This window comes from Megasphaera sp. DISK 18, from assembly GCF_001682955.1.
GTDB lineage: Bacteria > Bacillota > Negativicutes > Veillonellales > Megasphaeraceae > Megasphaera > Megasphaera massiliensis.
On the sequence record NZ_LUGJ01000029.1, the window covers coordinates 1 to 19,553 of the forward strand.

At 52.1% G+C, this 19,553-nt stretch carries 21 protein-coding genes, 1 rRNA gene and 1 pseudogene; 2 read left to right on the top strand and 21 right to left on the bottom strand.

What is annotated here, in order from left to right; translation table 11 throughout:
* The 5 genes from A0U42_RS06615 to A0U42_RS06635 all read right to left on the bottom strand — a co-directional run.
* Window positions 1-227: ribosomal RNA gene (locus A0U42_RS06615) — 16S ribosomal RNA — on the bottom strand; the annotation flags it as partial.
* A 393-nt stretch (window positions 228-620) separates the two neighbouring features.
* The gene (locus A0U42_RS06620) at window positions 621-1,958 is read right to left on the bottom strand and encodes an MFS transporter (protein ID WP_065360364.1); all 1,338 of its coding nucleotides are present in this window, start codon (window positions 1,956-1,958) and stop codon (window positions 621-623) included.
* Between the two features lie 79 nt (window positions 1,959-2,037).
* A complete protein-coding gene (locus A0U42_RS06625) occupies window positions 2,038-2,553 on the bottom strand; it encodes a transcription repressor NadR (protein ID WP_044504924.1) in 516 nt (171 codons plus the stop codon).
* A gap of 12 nt (window positions 2,554-2,565) precedes the next feature.
* Window positions 2,566-3,078, bottom strand: a complete 513-nt coding sequence (locus tag A0U42_RS06630; RefSeq protein WP_065360365.1) for a hypothetical protein — start codon at window positions 3,076-3,078, stop codon at window positions 2,566-2,568.
* 151 nt (window positions 3,079-3,229) lie between these two features.
* Window positions 3,230-4,483 (bottom strand): diaminopimelate decarboxylase, encoded by a 1,254-nt coding sequence (locus tag A0U42_RS06635; RefSeq protein WP_083122383.1) that lies wholly within the window; start codon window positions 4,481-4,483, stop codon window positions 3,230-3,232.
* 179 nt (window positions 4,484-4,662) lie between these two features.
* Here A0U42_RS06635 and A0U42_RS06640 point away from each other — a divergent pair, with 179 nt between their 5' ends.
* Entirely contained in the window at window positions 4,663-5,586 is a 924-nt protein-coding gene (locus A0U42_RS06640; protein WP_065360366.1) for a LysR family transcriptional regulator, read from the top strand.
* Here A0U42_RS06640 and A0U42_RS06645 read toward each other — a convergent pair.
* The 16 genes and pseudogenes from A0U42_RS06645 to A0U42_RS06720 all read right to left on the bottom strand — a co-directional run bounded on the left by A0U42_RS06645 (window position 5,524) and on the right by A0U42_RS06720 (window position 19,006).
* A complete protein-coding gene (locus A0U42_RS06645) occupies window positions 5,524-6,435 on the bottom strand; it encodes an AEC family transporter (RefSeq protein WP_044504927.1) in 912 nt (303 codons plus the stop codon). The genes A0U42_RS06640 and A0U42_RS06645 overlap by 63 nt on opposite strands.
* Window positions 6,436-6,438: 3 nt before the next feature.
* Window positions 6,439-7,023: a sulfurtransferase-like selenium metabolism protein YedF gene (gene yedF, locus A0U42_RS06650; RefSeq protein WP_255304121.1), complete on the bottom strand. Its 585-nt coding sequence runs from the start codon at window positions 7,021-7,023 to the stop codon at window positions 6,439-6,441.
* 100 nt (window positions 7,024-7,123) lie between these two features.
* Complete coding sequence (gene secF, locus A0U42_RS06655; protein ID WP_044504930.1) at window positions 7,124-8,074, bottom strand: protein translocase subunit SecF; 951 nt, start codon at window positions 8,072-8,074, stop codon at window positions 7,124-7,126.
* The gene (gene secD, locus A0U42_RS06660; RefSeq protein WP_044504932.1) at window positions 8,071-9,306 is read right to left on the bottom strand and encodes a protein translocase subunit SecD; all 1,236 of its coding nucleotides are present in this window, start codon (window positions 9,304-9,306) and stop codon (window positions 8,071-8,073) included. The genes secF and secD overlap by 4 nt, the downstream gene beginning before the upstream one ends.
* Before the next feature lie 47 nt (window positions 9,307-9,353).
* Window positions 9,354-9,920, bottom strand: coding sequence for a 5-formyltetrahydrofolate cyclo-ligase (locus A0U42_RS06665; RefSeq protein ID WP_065360368.1), 567 nt, complete (start codon window positions 9,918-9,920; stop codon window positions 9,354-9,356).
* 91 nt (window positions 9,921-10,011) lie between these two features.
* A pseudogene (gene yajC / locus A0U42_RS06670) lies at window positions 10,012-10,311 on the bottom strand (preprotein translocase subunit YajC); the annotation flags it as partial.
* A gap of 34 nt (window positions 10,312-10,345) precedes the next feature.
* Window positions 10,346-11,452: a tRNA guanosine(34) transglycosylase Tgt gene (gene tgt / locus A0U42_RS06675; RefSeq protein ID WP_065360370.1), complete on the bottom strand. Its 1,107-nt coding sequence runs from the start codon at window positions 11,450-11,452 to the stop codon at window positions 10,346-10,348.
* 10 nt (window positions 11,453-11,462) lie between these two features.
* Window positions 11,463-12,482 carry a tRNA preQ1(34) S-adenosylmethionine ribosyltransferase-isomerase QueA gene (gene queA / locus A0U42_RS06680; RefSeq protein ID WP_065360371.1) on the bottom strand — a complete coding sequence of 340 codons (1,020 nt, stop codon included), beginning with the start codon at window positions 12,480-12,482 and terminating at the stop codon, window positions 11,463-11,465.
* 25 nt (window positions 12,483-12,507) lie between these two features.
* Window positions 12,508-13,857, bottom strand: coding sequence for a SpoIID/LytB domain-containing protein (locus A0U42_RS06685; protein ID WP_083122385.1), 1,350 nt, complete (start codon window positions 13,855-13,857; stop codon window positions 12,508-12,510).
* An 11-nt stretch (window positions 13,858-13,868) separates the two neighbouring features.
* Complete coding sequence (locus A0U42_RS06690) at window positions 13,869-14,084, bottom strand: DUF2905 domain-containing protein (RefSeq protein WP_065360373.1); 216 nt, start codon at window positions 14,082-14,084, stop codon at window positions 13,869-13,871.
* A gap of 10 nt (window positions 14,085-14,094) precedes the next feature.
* A complete protein-coding gene (gene ruvB / locus A0U42_RS06695; protein WP_065360374.1) occupies window positions 14,095-15,099 on the bottom strand; it encodes a Holliday junction branch migration DNA helicase RuvB in 1,005 nt (334 codons plus the stop codon).
* A 3-nt stretch (window positions 15,100-15,102) separates the two neighbouring features.
* Complete coding sequence (gene ruvA, locus A0U42_RS06700) at window positions 15,103-15,708, bottom strand: Holliday junction branch migration protein RuvA (RefSeq protein WP_065360375.1); 606 nt, start codon at window positions 15,706-15,708, stop codon at window positions 15,103-15,105.
* Complete coding sequence (gene ruvC, locus A0U42_RS06705; RefSeq protein ID WP_062411668.1) at window positions 15,705-16,205, bottom strand: crossover junction endodeoxyribonuclease RuvC; 501 nt, start codon at window positions 16,203-16,205, stop codon at window positions 15,705-15,707. The genes ruvA and ruvC overlap by 4 nt, the downstream gene beginning before the upstream one ends.
* 108 nt (window positions 16,206-16,313) lie before the next feature.
* Window positions 16,314-16,733, bottom strand: coding sequence for a SoxR reducing system RseC family protein (locus A0U42_RS06710; RefSeq protein ID WP_065360376.1), 420 nt, complete (start codon window positions 16,731-16,733; stop codon window positions 16,314-16,316).
* Window positions 16,734-16,810: 77 nt separating this feature from the next.
* Window positions 16,811-18,187 (bottom strand): MATE family efflux transporter, encoded by a 1,377-nt coding sequence (locus A0U42_RS06715; RefSeq protein WP_065360377.1) that lies wholly within the window; start codon window positions 18,185-18,187, stop codon window positions 16,811-16,813.
* A 105-nt stretch (window positions 18,188-18,292) separates the two neighbouring features.
* Entirely contained in the window at window positions 18,293-19,006 is a 714-nt protein-coding gene (locus A0U42_RS06720) for a flavodoxin (RefSeq protein WP_065360378.1), read from the bottom strand.
* A 144-nt stretch (window positions 19,007-19,150) separates the two neighbouring features.
* Here A0U42_RS06720 and A0U42_RS06725 point away from each other — a divergent pair, with 144 nt between their 5' ends.
* A complete protein-coding gene (locus A0U42_RS06725; RefSeq protein ID WP_083122389.1) occupies window positions 19,151-19,537 on the top strand; it encodes a flavodoxin family protein in 387 nt (128 codons plus the stop codon).
* The last annotated feature ends 16 nt before the right edge of the window (window positions 19,538-19,553 follow it).

Consider the following 19,553-nt stretch of genomic DNA (forward strand, 5'->3'; position numbering starts at 1 on the left):
GAAGGCCTCCCTTTCTTCTTCCCGTCATGCGGCGGAAAGAACGTATTCGGTATTAGCAGCCGTTTCCAGCTGTTGTCCCCATCTGAAGGGCAGGTTGCTTACGCGTTACTCACCCGTTTGCCACTCGAATCGATAAGAAGCAAGCTTCTCATGTCTTCTCGTTCGACTTGCATGTGTTAAGCACGCCGCCAGCGTTCGTCCTGAGCCAGGATCAAACTCTCCATGATAGTATGGAAGAGCTTACTAGCTCAACTTATTGTTTTTGGTGTCCGGCAAAGCCGGACGTTTGAATTGATTCGGTTATTTTCTTACGAAAATGACCTGCACTCCCGAGTAAAACTCGGTATAAACAAATCCAAAGATTCATTTACTGGCGTTCATTCAGTTCATTGTTCAGTTTTCAAAGGTCATCGTGTCGCCGTAGCGACGACTTGTTTATTCTACCAAACTCAGGTCAGCTTGTCAAGCATTTTTATGAAGTCTTTCAAAGCGTATCCATCGTTTGATCTTCGTCTGCCGAGCCCAAATCGAATCGGTTCAAGCCGTGCGACATAGATAATTTTATCATTGAAAAAAAAAGCTGTCAAGACGGTTTTGACAGCTTTTTTACAAAATTTACATCACTTGGCATCGGCAAATTGTTCAGTCATGCTCTCTAAGTTCTTTTGCTTGCTTTCCATGCCCAGGCCCATGACGACGACGGCAATGGCAATGAAGACGAAGGCAAACATATAGAAGACACCACCGAAATCAAAGTGCTGCCCCAAGAGTACACCGACCATGACCGGGGCCGCCATGCCGCCAAAGCGTCCAAACCCGGCAGCCCAGCCGCTTCCGAGAGCCCGAATGGCCGTCGGATACTGTTCCGGCGTATAGGTATAGAGCACGCCCCAGGCACCGAGGTTAAAGAAGGACATGACAGCGCCCCAGATCATGAGCATCGAAGCCGTCGAAGCGTGGCCGAAGAAATAGCTGGCAACGCCGCTGAATAAGAGGAACGACGACAAGGTATACTTGCGCCCGATTTTGTCGACCAGCCAGGCGGCACAGTAATAGCCCGGAAGCTGGGCCAAGGTCATGACCAGGACGTATTCAAAGGTCTTGACGACCGTGAAACCCTGCTGGAAAACGAGGGACGGCAGCCACATGAAAATACCGTAGTAGCTGAAGTTAATGCCGAACCAGACCAGCCACAGCATGACCGTCCGTGAGATAAAGGGCTTTTTCCACAATTCATGGAACGAAGCCTTGGTTACAGCCGGTATCCGTTCATCGGCATCGGAAAAGGGTGCGACGGGCACATGCAGCGTTTTTTCGATGGAAACGACGATATTCCGGGCTTCCGCTACGCGGCCGTGAGCCAGGAGATAACGGACCGATTCCGGCATATGAAGGCGAATGAGGCAGACATACAGCGCCGGCAGGGCACCGATCAAGAAAGCCATGCGCCAGCCATAGACGGGAATGAAGAAATAAGCGATGCAGGCAGCTGCAATCCAGCCGAGGCCCCAAAAGCTTTCCAAGAGGACGATGAACCGGCCGCGCACCCGCGACGGAGCATATTCAGAGACCAACGTCGCCGCCACGGGCAATTCCCCGCCGAGGCCGAAGCCTACGAGAAAGCGAAAGATGAGCAGCGATTCATAACTCCAGGATAAGGCACAGAAAGCCGAAGCAATGCTATAAATCAATACCGTAATCGTAAAGACTTTCTTGCGGCCCATGCGGTCGGCAGCCGTGCCGGATACGACGGCGCCAAGGGCCATACCGATGAGTCCGATGCTGCCGATGAGGCCCATCTGCCCCGGGGCCAATCCCCATTCTTTGGCAAGGACGGGCAGGATAAAGGCGATGAGCCCTGTATCCATGGAATCAAAAAGCCAGCCCAAACCGGTGACCAAGAGCAGTTTATAGTGGAACCTGCCTACAGGCAGGGCTTCCAACCGGTCTAACAACATGAGATGTTTCCTCCTATCTGTACAACTGTCATGACACATAATTCGACATGACATCATTGTAGCATATGGAAGGAAAAAGTCAATCGCCGTATAAGACCTTTAAGTCATGCAAAGCCTTATGAATAGCATCGAGTTCTTCTTCCGTCTTGGCTTCGACCAAATGCGTATGAATGCCGCCGCTGATGGTGCTCAGCAATTCGGCCTTAGAGTCTTTCATCCGCTTGATGTACTGCTGGACGTCGCGGCGAGAATGAAGATTCAAGGTCCCTTCCAAATTGCCGTAGACCTCGTGTTCGACGACGACGTTGTGGACGATGCCCCCGTTGTCAACGATGGCTTCGAGTTCCGCTTCCATCAAATCCGTACCGTGGCAGCAGACGAAGACCCGCGTACAGCCCTTCTTCAACGGTGTAACCAGCTGATAGCCCCGGGGCGTTGAAATGATGCCGACCCCTTGGGCACGCAAAAGGGCGACGTCGCCGACGATGATTTGGCGGCTGACGCTGCAGGCCTTGGCTAAGGCCGTACCGGTAACGGCAGTCGTCGATTCGTGCAGCATCTGAAGGATTTGTTCTCTCCGCTGTGTATTGTCCATGAAAATTCCCTCCTAAATATCTTTATATACCTGCTGTCCCCGTACAGGGATATCGAGCAGCATGGCAATGCCCCTTCCCCACAACAAACCCGTACAGAGTCCCGGTGCAAAGCCCAGTACTTCATTAAAGAACCAGGAGTGCGTAATGAAAGAAAAATGGTAGCCCACGATCTGGAAGGAGGCAAATACGATGCAGATGATCAGATAGGCCGGCATGGCCTTCTTCATCGGCGGGCATTGGAGGCGCCGCCGTTTCCTGCAGTAGGTCAGTTCCGGCAGGCCTTTTTTAACCCACAATCCGATTCCCATGCCTAAGAAAAATCCCATGAGGAAGCAGAGTATCGTTAAAAATGGATATTCTGAATAGTAGTATAATACAACAGCCGACCAAATGGCAATCAGCCATGCCGGACCGGAGAAATACCACACGCGGCACGTTCGTTTCTTTTTAAAGTAAAAGCCATAGGCAATCATGGCCACAGCCATGCAAAGCTGGGTCCCGGTCAATATATCATAAGCCCCCATCAGCCAAGATGCCTCCTTTCTCCATATTCAGATGAATGACGGTATGTTATATCTGTATTATACTCGATAAAGATTAAAAATATATTAAAATTTAAAATAAATTGAAAAAAAATCCCCCTTACAGTATGTAAGGGGGATGATTTACTTTCATTTATAAGTTTGAAAAGTCGATAGTCGCAAAAAGGTCATCTAACGTTTCCGCCCGGCGGATCTGGGTTACCTTGCCGTCCTCATGGAGGAGGAGCTCTGCCGAACGGAGCTTGCCGTTGTAATTAAAGCCCATGGAGTGGCCGTGAGCCCCCGTGTCATGGATGACCAGGATGTCGCCGTCTTCGATTTCCGGCAGGCTGCGGTCGACGGCGAATTTATCGCAGTTTTCGCAGAGCGAGCCGACGACGTCATAGACGTGATCCTTGGGAGCGTCTTCCTTGCCCATGACCGACAGGTAGTGGTAGGAGCCGTACATGCCGGGACGCATGAGGTTGGCCATGCTGGCATCGACGCCGATATATTCCTTCCAAATATGTTTGTGATGGATAGCCGTCGTGACCAAGTAGCCGTAAGGACCGGTGATGGCACGGCCGCATTCGAAGGAAAGGCGGCATTTGCCGAGGCCTCTCGGAACCATGATGGCTTCAAAATACTGTTTGATGCCGGCACTCAATTCATCGTAATCGATGAACGATTCTTCCGGACGGTACGGGAGGCCGATGCCTCCGCCAAAATCGAGGAATTCGATATCGATGCCGAGGAGTTCCTGTACTTCCGCAGCCAATTCAAACATCATCTTGGCCGTATGAATGAGGCCCGTTACCTGGAGTTCATTGGATACGACCATGGTGTGCAGGCCGAAGTGGGATACGCCCTTTTCTTTCAGGATGCGGAAGGCGTCGAAGATCTGTTCTCGGGTCATGCCGTATTTGGCTTCTTCCGGCGTCCCGATGATATCGTTGCCGCCCTGAAGGAGAGGGCCCGGATTATAACGGGCGCAAATCCAATCGGGCAAAGGACCGCGCTGTTCCATGAAGTCGATCATGGAAATGTCGTCGAGGTTGATCAAAGCGCCGAGTTCCATGGCTCTTTTAAATTCTTCATACGGCGTGTCATTGGAAGAAAAGACGATATCATGGCCGGTAATGCCAACTTTGTCACATAGTTCCAATTCTGCCATGGAGCTGCAGTCAGCACCGACGCCTTCTTTCTGCAAGAGACGCATGAGATACGGATTCGGTGCAGCCTTAACGGCAAAATACTCTTTGAAATCATGGGCCCAATCAAAAGCCTTTATCAATTTTCGAACGTTATCGACAATGGCTTTTTCATCATAAATATGAAAAGGTGTCGGGTACTTGGCAATGATAGAACGAATCTGTTCTTCATTAAAGGGGACAGTTTTCTTGTTCATCTGATTCAGCTCCAATTTCTTATAATACAGCAAGATGCATAATCTAAACTACAAAACAAACTTGCATTTCATTGTTTCTCTACAATGATTATTATATAATACAAAGAGATAATTTGTGAAATAGATTATTTCAATTCATTCCATTCGATAATCAAATTGCAAGAAAAGGAGGTCCGGCTATGGATACGACGACACTCCGGACATTCATTGCCCTGGCACAAATAAAGAACTTTACGAAAACGGCGCAGCAGCTCTTCGTCGCCCAGTCGACGGTAACCAACCGCATCCGCGACTTGGAGATGGAACTGGGCGTTCCCCTCTTCATCCGCAGCCACAAACAGGTCGACCTGACGGCGTCGGGTCAAAAATTTCTCGATTACGCCCAACGCTTCGTCTCTCTCGAACTGACGGCCCTTCAGGATATCCAGTCCTCGCCGACGTACGCCCAAAAAGTAAACATCGGTACGACCAATACGATTTACGAAAGCCACCTTCAGCGCCGCATCCGCAGCTACTTAAAAAAGCAGAAAGACGTCTCTCTCCACGTCACTATCAGCCATACGGCCGACATGATGCGCCAGCTCCAAGAAGGGACCCTCGACGCCATATTTTCCTTCAGTGCCATGTTCAAAAGCGGCTTCGTCTGCCAGCCCTATCGGACCGACTCATTGGTCCTGGTCTGTAAGGAATCCGATACCTCATACGCCAAGGGGATCTATAAGGATGATCTGCAAAAAATCGATTACTTATTCTGTAACTTCGCACTCCAAGGCGTCGGCCTCTACATACAGGACCTCTTTCCGCGCCATCACCGCTTCCCTTTAGAAATCGACAACAGCACTAAGCTCCCGCAGTACGTCGCCGAAGGCATCGGCTATACCTTTTTGCCGAAAAGCCTCATCGAAGACGACTTAGCCTCCAAGCGACTGCGGGCCATTCCCCTCCTCGATTTTGAACCGCCGAAGGTCGACAGCTACTACATCACCCGCAGTCCGTCGACGGTACCGGCGGCCTTAGAAGAAGAGCTCCTGGCCGATCGGTCATATCGTTTCCAAGACGACGATGAGCGTCGACATGACGACGATGGAAATGAGGATATATAAGGAACTGATGCAAGCCGCCACTTCGATCTTTAACTTCAATTTCGCCGTATAGTAGCAGGCCATGCCGGCAACCGGGGCAAAGACCAGGACCATGAGGACCCGCTTGATGTCCATGGAATAGTCGAGGCCGACATAAATAAAGGCAGCAAAGACGACGGAGATCAATAGGCGCAGACCTACATCCGTATAGATGAGGTGCAGGTATTCCTTCTTCAAAGATAACCCCAGGGCAACGCCGATCATCAGCATCGACAAGAAGGTATTGGCCGAAGCCGGCACCTTGACCCAGTCAATGACCACTTGGGGCAGAGAGAGGCCCCCCAAGGCCAGGATAAGCATCAGGATATAGGACAGGACCGGCAGGGATGAAAAGATCGTCTTGGCCAAAATATAAAAGATATTATCCCCTTTTGCCCCGCGGACGTAGCGGGCCAGGCCATAACCGCCGCCGAGGCACATGAGAGAGTTGCCGGCATCAAAGATACAGACGATGAGGACAGCCGCACTGTCGAAGAAATACGATACGAAGGGCAGGGCAAAATTGCCGATATTATAGCCGTTCATATTGAGCATATAAAAGGCCTTTTCGCTTTTCGTCCGCCCGACGCCATAGCCAAGGCCGACCATGAGCAGGTTGAAGACGATGGCCAAGAGGCTGATGAAAAGGTAATGTACCTCGAAGTGGATGCCGTTTAAGTTGGCAATGATGACCGACGGCAGGGTTATATTAAAGACAATCGTCGATATGGTATGAAAAGTGCTGCGTCCAAAAAGACGCAGCTGCTTTAAAATATATCCGCAAAGGATGAACGACACGAGAATGGCCGCTTTTATGATCGTCTGTTCCATCGCTTACGGTTTGACGATGCGATTGGCCGTACGCATCATTTCAACAATGCGGAACATGTTGGTAATAGAGCCGACGGCGACCTTATCAGTCAGGCCGTAGTAATTGAGGCAGGCCCCGCAGGCGTAGACTTCAACGCCTTCTTCTTCAAGATGCTTCAAATCCTCAAGGGACTCGGAATCTTCCGTGACCAGGGATACGCCGCCATTGTAGCAGATAATCTGTTTCGGCAGTACGTCCTGTTCAGTGAGCGTATAAATAAAAGTCTTCAAGAGGTTCTTGCCGAGCGTATCGTCGCCGAGACCCATGACCGGCGCATTGAGGACGACGATATAATCAGAACCCGATACAGTCGGTGCGTCTTCAACAGGAGCGGCCCCTTCTTTGACCAAGGTGACCGTATAATGGGTATCCGATTCCTTAGTCATCGTATAGGCACAATTCATCTGTTCTGATAAGTTTCTGAGATTTTCCGTTGCGATTTCATTATCGACGGTAATTTCAATGGCATCATGATCCTTCAAAGCCTTATGGGCTTCAATGACCGGTAAGGGGCAGGCTTTGCCCAGTGCATCGATTTTAAACATCATAATTCCTCCTCAAGGGCTTCTTTCTTCAAGGAAGGAGTCCTTTGTCAAATGAAAAAGGGCTGTTCCATGAAGGCAAAACTCCATGGGACATCCCTTATTTTTATCCTTTTTGCGTTTCTGCAGCTTCTTCGTCTTCTTCCGATTCATCGTCAGAAGATTTCAGGCCGCGCCGGTTCGACGTATGATTCTTCCATACGACCCAGATCGACGTATCGACACAGATGGACGAGTAAGCCCCGCTGATAAAGCCGATGAGCATGACCAGGGAGAAGTTCTTTGTCGATTCGCCGCCGAAGAAATGGAGGGCGCCGCAGGCAAAGAGAACCGTCGACAAGGTGTAGATACTGCGGTGGATACTCTGAGAAATACTGTCATGAGCCAGTTTTTCATAAGAGTCGGTCCGCCGGTGAGTCCGCGTGTTTTCACGGACGCGGTCAAAGATGACGACGGCTTCGTTCATGGAATAGCCGACGACGGTCAAGATGGCCGCTAAGAAGGTGGCGTCGATTTCCAAATGGAAGAAGGAGAAAACGCCTAAGACCATGATCAAATCGTGTACGATGGAAATAAGGGCCGAAATGGCGATCTTATACTCGAAGCGGAAGGAAATATAGGCCGCTAAGGCAATGAAGGCCACAGCCAGGCTGGTAACGGCATTTTTCGTGACTTCCGAGCCGATGACGGCACCGACCGATTCGGTCCGTTTGACTTCGGCACCGCCCAAAGAGGTGCTCAATTTTTCGGACACGGCCTTGGTTTCGTCACTGGACAGGTTGCGCATGCGCAGCATGACGTCTGTCGACGAATCCTGGTCGGTAACGCCGGTCAGCTGGATGACCGTATTCCCCAGGTCCATATTCGATTGGTCGATGACCTGACGAACTTCAGAAACACTGACGGCCTTATTGAACTGCATGTCGAGGATGGTACCGCCGGTATAATCGATACCGAAGTTAAATCCATTGATAAAGATAGAAATCAAGCTGGCAAGGACCAGGACAGACGATAAGATGAACCACCACGTGCGATGTTTGATAATATCAAAACTCATTTCTGTCCCCCCTTTTTCAGCATATGTTCAGGCGGTTTACGGTTTAACCCGTAGAACCAGGGATTGGTGATCAATCCCGTATTGATGAACCAGGTCAGGAGCGAACGGCTGACGACGATAGCCGTGAACATGCTGACGACCAGGCCCAAGGCCAAGTTGACGGCAAAGCCCTTGACGGTCCCGCTGCCCATGACGATGAGGACGATGGCAGCGATCATGACCGATACGTTAGCGTCGAGGATGGTATTGAAAGCCCGACGGAAACCGGCCTCCATCGACGTTCGCAGGGTCTTGCCGACCAGGACTTCTTCTTTAAATCGTTCAAAGATGAGGATGTTGGCATCGACGGCGAAACCCATAGACAGGATAACACCGGCAATCCCCGGCAAGGTCAGCGTCGCATCGAGGTACTTCAAAATCCCCAGCAGGATGAGGACGTATACCAAGAGGGCGATATTGGCTACGATACCGGACATACGGTAAATGACGATTAAAAAGACCATAATCAACAGGATGCCGATGGCAAAAGCCTTTTCACTCTTGAGCTTCGAGTCAAGGCCCAGGCTCGGACCAATGGTGCGGACTTCCATGACTTTCAATTTAACAGGCAGGGCGCCCGAACGAAGGAGGATGGCTAAATTCTTGGCATCTTCCAAAGTCTGGCTGCCGGTGATGACCGCCTTGCCGCCCGTAATCGGTTCGTTGACGACGGGGTTGGTCAAGAGTTCACCGTCGAGGTAGATACCGATTTTATGGCCTACATTCGATGCCGTAAGGTCAGCGAATTTTTTAGCCCCTTCATCGGTAAATTCAATGCCGACGACGTTTTTATGGCCTTGGTCGATTTGTTCTTTTGCCGTTTTCAAATCGCTCCCGGTCATCCGCGTCGTTCCGCTTTCATCTTTAAACTCCATGACCGCCGTTTTCCCGATTGTTTCGATGGCTTTTTCCGGATTTTTTTCACCCGGCAGTTCGACGATGATTCGCCGAGCCCCTTCTTTCTGAACAAGCGGTTCGGTCAGGCCCATTTCATTGATACGGCGTTCGACGATGGTGACGGCACGGCTCAAGGAGTCTTCCGTAACCGGTGCATCCGGCGTATCTTCAGCTTCCAAGACGATATGCGTACCGCCCTGTAAGTCCAGGCCCTGTTTAATGGAGTTGGCAAGCGGATTGATCAAAGTAACAAAGGCTGCCACGATGATGATGACGGCCCCAAAAAATTTTATCATGTTACGAGTCCGCAACGATACTCCCCCCTCTGGGTAAATCTATGGTTTTATTGGTGAAGCACGAGATGGCGTTTATCCGTGACGATTTCAGTCATGATGACGTCGTGAGCTTCCATGGGAACTTCCGGAACGATCTGAACGTCCCAAGCTGCAGCAATGGCAGCTGCCTCCCCTTTCCCGCTGAGGAAACGGTCGTAATAAGCCGCACCGTGGCCTAAGCGGCCGCCTTTTTCATCAAAGGCAAGGCCCGGGACCAAGATGACATCGAGGGCAGAGGCCGCAATGTGCAGACTGTCCTCGGGCGCCGTGCGGATGCCGTAGGCTCCGACGACGGCCTGTTCCAAACTTTCGAGGCGGGCTGCTTCGATGTCGGTCCGACTGATGCAGACCGGAACGTAGACCTCTTTCCCATCCGCAATGGCCTGTGCCATCAAGGCGTCGAGGCTGACTTCATCAGGCATATTGAGAAAGGCCATGATGCGCCGTGCCCGGGCATAGGCCGGGTGGGCCATAAGCCGGGCACAGACAGCCGCACTGGCCGAATTCTTTTCGGCTTCCGTCAAGCGATGGAGGCGGTCATACATGGCGCTGCGCAGTTCCTTTTTACTGAGCATCTTTCTGGTTTTCGTCAGCCGGCTGGGCTGCTTCTGCTTTGACGTCGTTTTTTTCTTCAACAACTTCCGGCTTTTCGACCTTCTTGGCAGCCTTCTTGCCTTCACTGCCCTTGCTCAGGACCTGAGCGACAGCTGCACGGGTAACGCGGATTTCGACCTTATCGGCTACGCGGATAACGAGGTAATCGTCGTGCAAAGACACGATGGTCCCCATGACGCCGCCGACGGTGACGATTTTAGCACCGGGTTTCAGGCTGTCCAGCATTTCCTGCCGTCTCTTCTGCTGTTTCTTCTGCGGCCGCCACAGCAGAAAATAAAAAATGACGACCATGAGGATTATGGGCCAAAAAGCAGTAAGCTGTTCAGTCATATCCATGTCAAACACCTCCATCAATTAAAAAAATAGTTTTTATGTGCAAGCGCCTTTACGCGTCTTGATACCTTTTCCAAAAATCCCGGCGGAACTCACGGAACGTCCCGTCGAAGATCGACTGGCGCATATCCCGCATGAACTGCAGCAGGAAGTAGAGATTGTGAATACTGACCAATCGGTATGCCAAGAGTTCTTCCGCCTTGAAGAGGTGTCGGATATAGGCCCGCGAATAGTTGCGGCACGTATAACACTGGCAGCCCTCTTCAATGGGATGAAAATCATGAGCATACTTGGCGTTGCGCACGGTCAGCCGCCCTTCATGGGTCATAGCCATGCCGTTGCGGGCCACGCGGGTCGGGAAGACGCAGTCGAACATGTCGACGCCGCGGGCGACGCCTTCAAGAAGGCAATCGGGAGTCCCGACCCCCATCAGATAACGGGCCTTGGTCTTAGGCAGATAGGGCGTTGTATTCTCTAATATATCATACATTATATCCTTAGATTCGCCAACACTCAAGCCGCCGATGCCGTAGCCGTCAAAATCCATGTCGACCAGATCACGGCAGCTCTGCTGACGCAAATCTTTATACATGCCGCCCTGGACGATGCCGAAAAGCCCTTGAGTGTCGCTGTGATGATGATCGAGGCAGCGCTTGGCCCAGCGGCTGGTCCGTTCCGTCGAAAGACGGGTGTATTCATAATCGGACGGATAGGGAATGCATTCGTCAAAGGCCATGGCAATATCGGAATCGAGGGCCATCTGAATGTCCATCGACACTTCCGGCGACAAGAATTTTTTCGAGCCGTCCAAGTGGGAACGGAAGGTGACCCCTTCTTCGGTGATCTTGCGCATCTGACCGAGGCTGAAGACCTGAAAGCCGCCGCTGTCGGTTAAGATGGCCTGCTTCCAGTTCATGAATTTATGAAGTCCCCCCGCTTCTTGGACCAGGTCATGGCCCGGACGGAGAAACAGATGATACGTATTGCTGAGAATGACTTGAGCCCCCATGTCGTAGAGCTCTTCCGGCGTCAGCGTCTTGACCGTCGCCTGCGTACCGACAGGCATGAACATGGGCGTCTTGAACGTACCGTGAGGCGTACGCAGGATACCGGCACGGGCGCCGTCGCATTCGGCCTGTTGTTCGTAGGTAATAACCATAGATTCCTCCCTAATGAATGAACATGGCATCGCCAAAACTGAAGAAACGGTATTTTTCCTTTACCGCCGTTTCATAGGCTTTTAAGATTTTTTCCCGCGTCGACAAGGCGCTGATGAGCATGAGCAGTGTCGATTCGGGAAGATGGAAATTGGTGACCAGGGCATCGACGATGTGGAAGGTAAAGCCCGGATAGATGAAGATATTGGTCCAGCCGGAACCGGCCTTCAAGGTCCCTGTCGTACCGGCGCTTTCAAGGGTCCGGATACTGGTCGTACCGACGGCAATGACTCGCCGGCCTTCGGCCTTGGCCTTGTTGATCGTCGCTGCCGCTTCTTCGGTAATGCTGTAAAATTCGCTGTGCATTTCGTGATCTTCAATGTTTTCTTCTTCGACAGGCCGGAAGGTCCCGAGTCCGACGTGAAGGGTGATGAAGACTTCTTCCACGCCCTTATCGCGGATTTTCTGCAGCAATTCTTCCGTAAAGTGAAGACCGGCCGTCGGCGCTGCCGCCGAGCCGCGTTCATTGGCATAGACCGTCTGATACTGATTGGGGTCTTCCATCTTTTCGTGGATATAAGGCGGAAGGGGCATCTCCCCGATGGAATCGATGATGTCGTCGAAGTTGCCGTCGTAGGAGAATTTGATGATACGGCCGCCAAAATCGGTCCGATCTTCGACCGTCCCCGTAAGGCCTTCGGCAAATTCAAGGGTCGTTCCCGGCAAGGCCTTCTTCCCCGGTTTTACCAGGACTTCCCAGCGGTCGTCGCCGACGGGAGTCAGCAGCAGGACTTCAACCTTGCCGCCCGTCGGGATCCGTTTCCCGTAAATCCGGGCCGGAATGACGCGGGAATCGTTAAAGACCAAGACGTCGCCTTCATGGAGTTCATCGACGAGGTCATAAAAGTATTTATGTTCTACATCGCCGCTCTTTCTATCATACAGCATGAGCCGGGCATGATCCCGCGGTTCTGCCGGATGCTGGGCGATGAGTTCTTTCGGTAAATCGTAATAAAAATCTGTCAGTTTCACAATAAGACCTTCCTCTTTTAATGCATTAATAGAGCTTTTTTATTTCCGTTCCCGTATAATAATGGGTTAAAATCTTGCGGTAGTAATCTCTTTCTCCGGCGTGCTCCTGCGCCATCTGGTAAGCCCCGTACTGGCTCATTCCCAGGCCGTGGCCCCAGCCGAAACCGTAAATCGTCAAAGGCTGTCCCGCTTTGACCGTAAAGTCGCGCTTGCGGGCGACCTTCCCCGTGTCGGGATCCGGTGCCGTCCCCTTGCCGCTGTAAAAATCAAAGAGGGTGCTGCGCAGACCGAAAATCGATTGGAATGCCAGCCCCTTTACGGTGACATTGCCCTTGGTACCGTGGATGATCAGCGACTGGACCCGACCGGAGACACCGCGGTCGGATTCGGTCATGGGCCTTTTTGCCAAGGGCGACAAGGTAATCGACTTGATTTTTCCTACGCCCTTTCCGGCAGCGGCCAGCTTAGTTTCCATCTTTTCCGGCGTCGTCGTTACCGACCAGCGATAGCCCGGCATCTTATTGCTGGTATCGCTGACGCCCCGCAGATAGGGGATGTAGGTTCCCCACACATTTTCACTGTTTTCGGTCCAGCCGCCGGCCGTCGAGAAGAAGAAGGCATCGATGGGCTTTCCCTGATAGGTCAGGATTTCGCCCTTAGTCGCATTGACCGCCTTGATGACGGCCGGCGATTCACCGCCGACACCGGCATAGACCTGACTCGACGTATCGTCGGTCAAATCGAAGCCGCGCTGACTGAAACGGCGCTTATGGGCAATGGCGTAGGTCCGGGCGGCGACGGCCTGCGCCTTGAGGGCTTCTTCACTCCACGACGGCGACATTTCTTTGCCGACGACGCCGTAGAGATACTGTTCGACGGGGAGGACGTTGACGACGGTAATTCCCCAGCGTCCGGGAGACTTCATCAATTCCAGGTCGCCGCGGTAGGTATAGCCGTCAGTAATCTTGACGACGCCGTCTTTTCCCAAGGAACGGACGCGAAGATTGCCCTTACCGGCCGTTCCGTTAAGGGCCAGGTCCGCCCCCGACAGGGTCACCGTAACCGGCACATTGGCTGCCGATTTTTTCCAAAGAGAAGTGCCGCGATAGATGCCGAGGCCTTGCGGACTGGTAAGGGATACACGGCCCTGCCCTTCGCGGATGCCGATGCGTACCATGTCGGTACTTTCCTCAACCGGTTTCGATGAGCCGGTTGTTTTTTTAGAAACCGGCACCGATTTTGACTGAACGGTCTTCACAGGCTGCCGCACGGTCTTCTTTTTATCGTTAGCAGACGCCGCCCAGGCACTCGTCGTAAGGACGGTGCAGACGGCGGCAATCGTACAAATAAAAGCGAAACGATTTCGTTTATTCATAAAGACACACCTCATAAACGAAAGAACAGATTCAATACGATGGTCAGGATGACACTGATGAGAATGCAGGTAACGATGGGAAAGGAAAAGGACGTATTCCCTCTGGTAAAGGAAATATCCCCGGGCAGATGGCCCAAAAATCTTCCGATTCCCAAAGCATCACCGGCCATCCAGATCAGGCCGGCAAGGATGAAAAAGACGCCGATGATGAGCAGTAATTTTCCCATAAGCCCCTCCTCATTCCTCGGTCGGCACGGGCAATCCCAAATGCCGATAAGCGGCATCGGTGACGACGCGGCCGCGAGGCGTGCGATTCAAAAAGCCCTGCTGCATCAAGAAGGGCTCGTATACGTCTTCGACGGCATCGACGGACTCGCTGATGGCCGCGGCAATCGTATCGAGGCCGACCGGGCCGCCGCCGAATTTTTCGATGATGACCTGCAGAACCTTGCGGTCCGTCCTATCGAGGCCGCAGGAATCGACTTCCAGTCGATTGAGGGCATGATTGGCAAGGTCGGCCGTAATCGTCTCGACGTCGGCGACTTGGGCAAAATCACGGACCCGCTTCAACAGGCGGTTAGCAATACGCGGCGTCCCCCGCGAACGGCGGGCGATTTCAAAGGCCCCGTCGTCATCGATATCCATGGCCAGGATATCGGCCGTCCGCTTGATGATCAGTACCAAATCTTCGGGCTTATAAAATTCCAGGCGGCAGATGACGCCGAAGCGGTCGCGAAGAGGCGGCGCCAAGCGTCCCACCTGGGTCGTCGCACCGACCAGGGTAAAGGGCGGCAGGTCGATGCGCACCGACCGGGCACTGGGGCCCTTGCCGATGACGATATCAAGGGCATAGTCTTCCATGGCCGCATAGAGGACTTCTTCGACGCTGTGGGACAGACGGTGGATTTCGTCGATGAATAGCAGATCCCGCTCCTGTAAATTCGTCAATAAGGCCGCCAAATCGCCGGGGCGCTCGATAGCCGGTCCCGATGTGATGCGCAGATTGACGCCCAGTTCATTGGCCACAATGCCGGCCATGGTCGTCTTACCGAGGCCCGGCGGACCGTACAAGAGGACGTGGTCCAAGGCTTCCTTGCGAAGTTTGGCTGCCTTGATAAAGATTTCTAAGTTTTCTTTGGCCTTAGTTTGACCGATATATTCTCGAAAGTAATGAGGCCGCAAACTGTACTGCCAGGAATCGCCGGGCAAATCTGCAGTCTCGATGACGCGATTTTCTCCCATGTCTTACCTCCCGCTCCCTAAGGACTTCAAGGTCGCTCTCAACAGTTCTTCTACGGTCTTGCATTCCCCTGCATGAGCCTCGGCCACGGGCAGGACTTCCTGCTCGCTGTAACCGAGACCGGTGAGGGCCGAGACGGTTTCAGCCAACATCCCCGAAGCTCCCACCGGCATTGCCAAGGATCCCGTTTCCACAGCAGGAACCGTCCCTTCAAGGCCGATTTTATCCTGTAATTCCAAGACGATCCGTTCGGCCGTCTTCTTGCCGACGCCGGGCATCTTGGTCAGGCTCTTGATATCCTTCTGATGGACGGCCAGGCGGAAGCCGTCGGCCTTATCGGCACTTAAAATGCCCAGGGCAACCTTAGGACCGACGCCGTTGACGCCGATGAGCAGCATGAAGAGATCATATTCGTCCTGGGTGGCAAAGCCATAGAGGAGGATAGCATCTTCGCGGACACTCATATAGGTATAAAGCAGGGCCTCTTGACCGACGACCAGTGTATCCAGCGTCGATGCCGGCGCATAGGTCCGATAGCCGACGCCGTGGACGTCGATGAAGCAGGAATTTGAAAAAATATGGCTGACAATGCCTTTTACATAACCGATCATAACTGTACCTTCCGTTTCAGACTCATGGAGTGGCTGGAATAAATGGCATAGATAGCCATGGCCAGGCCATCGGCAGCATCGTCGGGTTTAATCTTTTGACGGATGCCTAAGAGGCGCATGGTCATATCGATGACTTGTTCCTTTGTCGCCCGGCCGTAGCCGGTAACCCCCTGCTTGACTTGAAGAGGAGAAAACTCCAGAATCGGGATGCCCGCCTGCTGAGCCGTCAGCAAAATGACGCCGCGGGCTTGACCGACCGTGATGGCCGTCGTAACGTTGCGATTGAAGAAAAGCTGTTCGACGCCGATGATGTCGGGCTGATATTTCCGATAAAGTTCATTGAGGCCGTCAAAGAGCATGACCAAGCGTTCCGCATCGCTCGCTTTCGATGGCGTCTGAATCGTTCCATACGTCACCGGTTTCAGTCGGCTGCCGTCGCTGTCGACGACGCCAAAACCGCAGATAGCCGTCCCCGGATCGATTCCCATGGCACGCATCTTTCAAACCTCCTATCATAACAAACTAGTGTTTATTATAACACGAAACCAGGGAACTGGTACAGACCGGCTCCCTGGTTTTTACGCAAATAAAACATTATAAAGTTTTTATTCTTTTTCCTCGTCATCGCTGACAATGCTGATAATCGTAGCCTTGGTATCAATGATACGTCCCAGCACGTTGTCATAGGTCCGAAGGATGACCGCAGAAACAGCAGCGCCGATGAGAGCCCCGATAAGGGCGCCGACTTCGTTACTGTTGACGAAATATCCGAGTACCGCAGCAGCCAGGATCAAGAAGACCGGTACGACAAAGCAAACGAAAGCTCCGGAAATGAGATGGGAGTCATCGACTTGATAGCGAACGCGGTCTCCTTCATCGGCGCCGAGGTAATTATAAGCTAAAATTTTAACGTGATCTGCCGCTGCACAAGCGCTGCAGGCGACATAAAGAGAGTCGCGGCTAACCCTCACTTTGGCTAAGCCATTTTCCTTTATTTCTTCAATAAAACCTTCACCAATGCGCATGTTTTACGCCCCCCCTCAAAACATAATCAATAATTATTATTTGTTACAACTAATTATATCATATCCATAATAATTCATCAAGCTTGGCGATGGGCAAAACCGGCGACGATATGCTTACGGCACATCACATAAACGACGGCTAAGACACTGACCGTAAACAGCCAGCTGACAGGATAGGTTGCCATGAGGGTCGAAAAGTCAGGCTTAGCGGCAAAGGCCGTATAGAGCCAGATGATTCGGACTCCGCAAATCCCGATGAGGGCCACGATGGCCGGCGGCAGAGAATAGCCATAGCCGCGAAGGGATCCGGACAAAATGTCGACCATACCATTTAGATAGAAAGTACCGAGGACAAAGAACAACCGCGTCGTCCCTAAGGCCACGACAGTCGCATCGTCGTTGAACAGACCGATGAGTTCCGGTGAAAAGAAAAGGATGACCGCTGTGACGACGAAGAGGAATGCCGCTTCGACGCCAAAGGTGACTTTCGTAATGCGGAAGCAGCGGCGCAGGTTGCGGGCCCCGTAGTTCTGACCGACAAAGGTCGTCGTCGCCTGGCTGAAGCCGTTGACGAAGCAGTACGTATTGGCTTCGATGATAAAGCCCGCCGCCGAAGCTGCCATGGCTTCCGTTCCCAGGCTGTTGATGGCCGACTGGATGAGCAGGTTGGACAAGGCGAAGATCATGCCCTGGATCCCGGCCGGCAGGCCGATGCGGATAATACGGTTCAATTCATCCTTGGAAAAATGGAGGTCCCGCAAATTGACGCGAATCCGATCCGTCGTCCGGCAAAGTAAAACTAAGAGAATTAGCGAGTTTGCCACATAGGCAATGACCGTCGCCCAAGCGATGCCGACGACGCCGAAATCAAAGACAGCAACCGACAAGAAACCCAGGACAATGTTGATGCCATTGGCAATGACTAAGCTGTACAGAGGTGTCTTGCTGTCGCCGCAGCTGCGGAAAATAGCCGCTTCAAAATTATACAGCGATAAGAAAGGCAAGCCTAACAAGAAGATGCGCAAATAGCTTTCGGCCATGTCATAGACGTCAAGAGGCACTTCCAGGATCAAAAAAGCCGGATAGACGATGAGCTCACCGATGATGGTCAGGAGTACGCCCAGCCCGACGGACAAAATAATCGCCGTCTGCACCGTTTCTGACACTTTTTCGTCGTGCTTAGCACCGAGATACTGGGCGATGGTCACGTTGGCTCCCAGGGAAATCCCCATGAGCAGCATGACCATCATGCCGATGACAGGCATATTATTACCGACGGCAGCCATAGCGCTTTTCCCGACAAAGTGACCTAATAAAAAGACGTCAGCACTGTTGAAGAGCTGTTCAAACAAGCCCATGAGACCGATTGGCATGGCAAACAGAAAGAGTTTGTCGGCAATCGATCCGTGCAGCATGTCGATGCCGCGTCGATGATTTTCTCGTTGTTTCTCCATATATACACCTCATTTCTAATAACGTTTTAATTATATACTCTGATGCTTTACGAACAGTCTCTGCGGCTGTCTATTCAAAAAATGCTTTCCCCTCAGGGGTAGTCTTTAATAGCCTAATTCACTTAACCAGGACAGGACTTTATCCTTGGCACTTCCGACTTCACTGGCTTGAACGCCGTACGCCTTCGTTTCGACGGTCGCCCCTTTTTCAATCGATTGGACGTGTTCCGGTGTATCCCCCAAGCCGCTGCTGCCATAGGTTCCAAAGAGGACGATCTTTTTCCCGCTCAGGTCATGACTTTCGAGAAAGGTGTAGACCGGCATGGGCAGGTCCCCCCACCAAATCGGATAGCCTAAGAAAATCGTGTCATACTGACTGAGATCACCGAAGTCATCCTGAATGGCCGGACGGGCATTTTCCCCCTGTTCCATCTTAGCCTGAGCCGTATGGGCACTGTAATCGGTCGGATAAGCCTTGATCGGTACGATGCGGAAGACGTCGGCCCTGGTCTTTTCGGCAATGACCCGACCCAAATACTGCGTGCTCCCTTCCAGAGCATTCATGTCGCTGCTGTCAGGAGAAGAAAAATAAATGACGGCCCGACGGCTGTCCGTATGCTGCCCTTCTTTCTGATCCGATGCGGCCCCTTTGATGGAAGCACTGGCGTCAGCGTCGACCTTAGGTTTTGCCGCCGTCTGCGACGTCTGTTCCGTAGCCCCGGCCTGGCCGTCCGTCTGTGTCCGAACGCTGCTGCAGGCCGATAAGCTAACAGCCATAAAGGCGGCTGCAACGATAGCTACCATGTTTTTTTTCGTCATGATAAAATCCCCCTATTTCTAAAATAATTATAAGATAAGCGGAGAATCAGCCCCCGCCGGGCAGCAAATCCATGGGTTCAGCCTTGAATAAATCTATATAACGCGATATAATGATATGACAATCAAAAGAAAGGATGATGAACCATGAAAATTATGGCTTTTAATGGCAGTCCCCGCCGCAATGGCAACACAGCAAAACTATTAAAAGAAGCTTTGAAAGGTGCCGCCGCAGCCGGGGCCGACACGCAATACGTCGACCTCTATTCCCTGAATTACAAAGGTTGTATCAGCTGTTTTTACTGTAAGCGAAAAGACAAGGACCATGGCACGTGCATCGTAAAAGATGACCTGGCCCCCCTTCTCGCAGAGATTAAAGAAGCCGACGCCCTTATTTTCGGATCGCCCATCTACTTTATGAGCCTCACATCAGGCATGCACGCCTTTTTAGAACGGCTCTTCTTCTCAAACTATATTTACAGCGCAGAAATCCCGTCCGTCCTCGGCAAAAAGATGCCCTCCGCCTTTATCTGATATGCTCCCCTTTAGG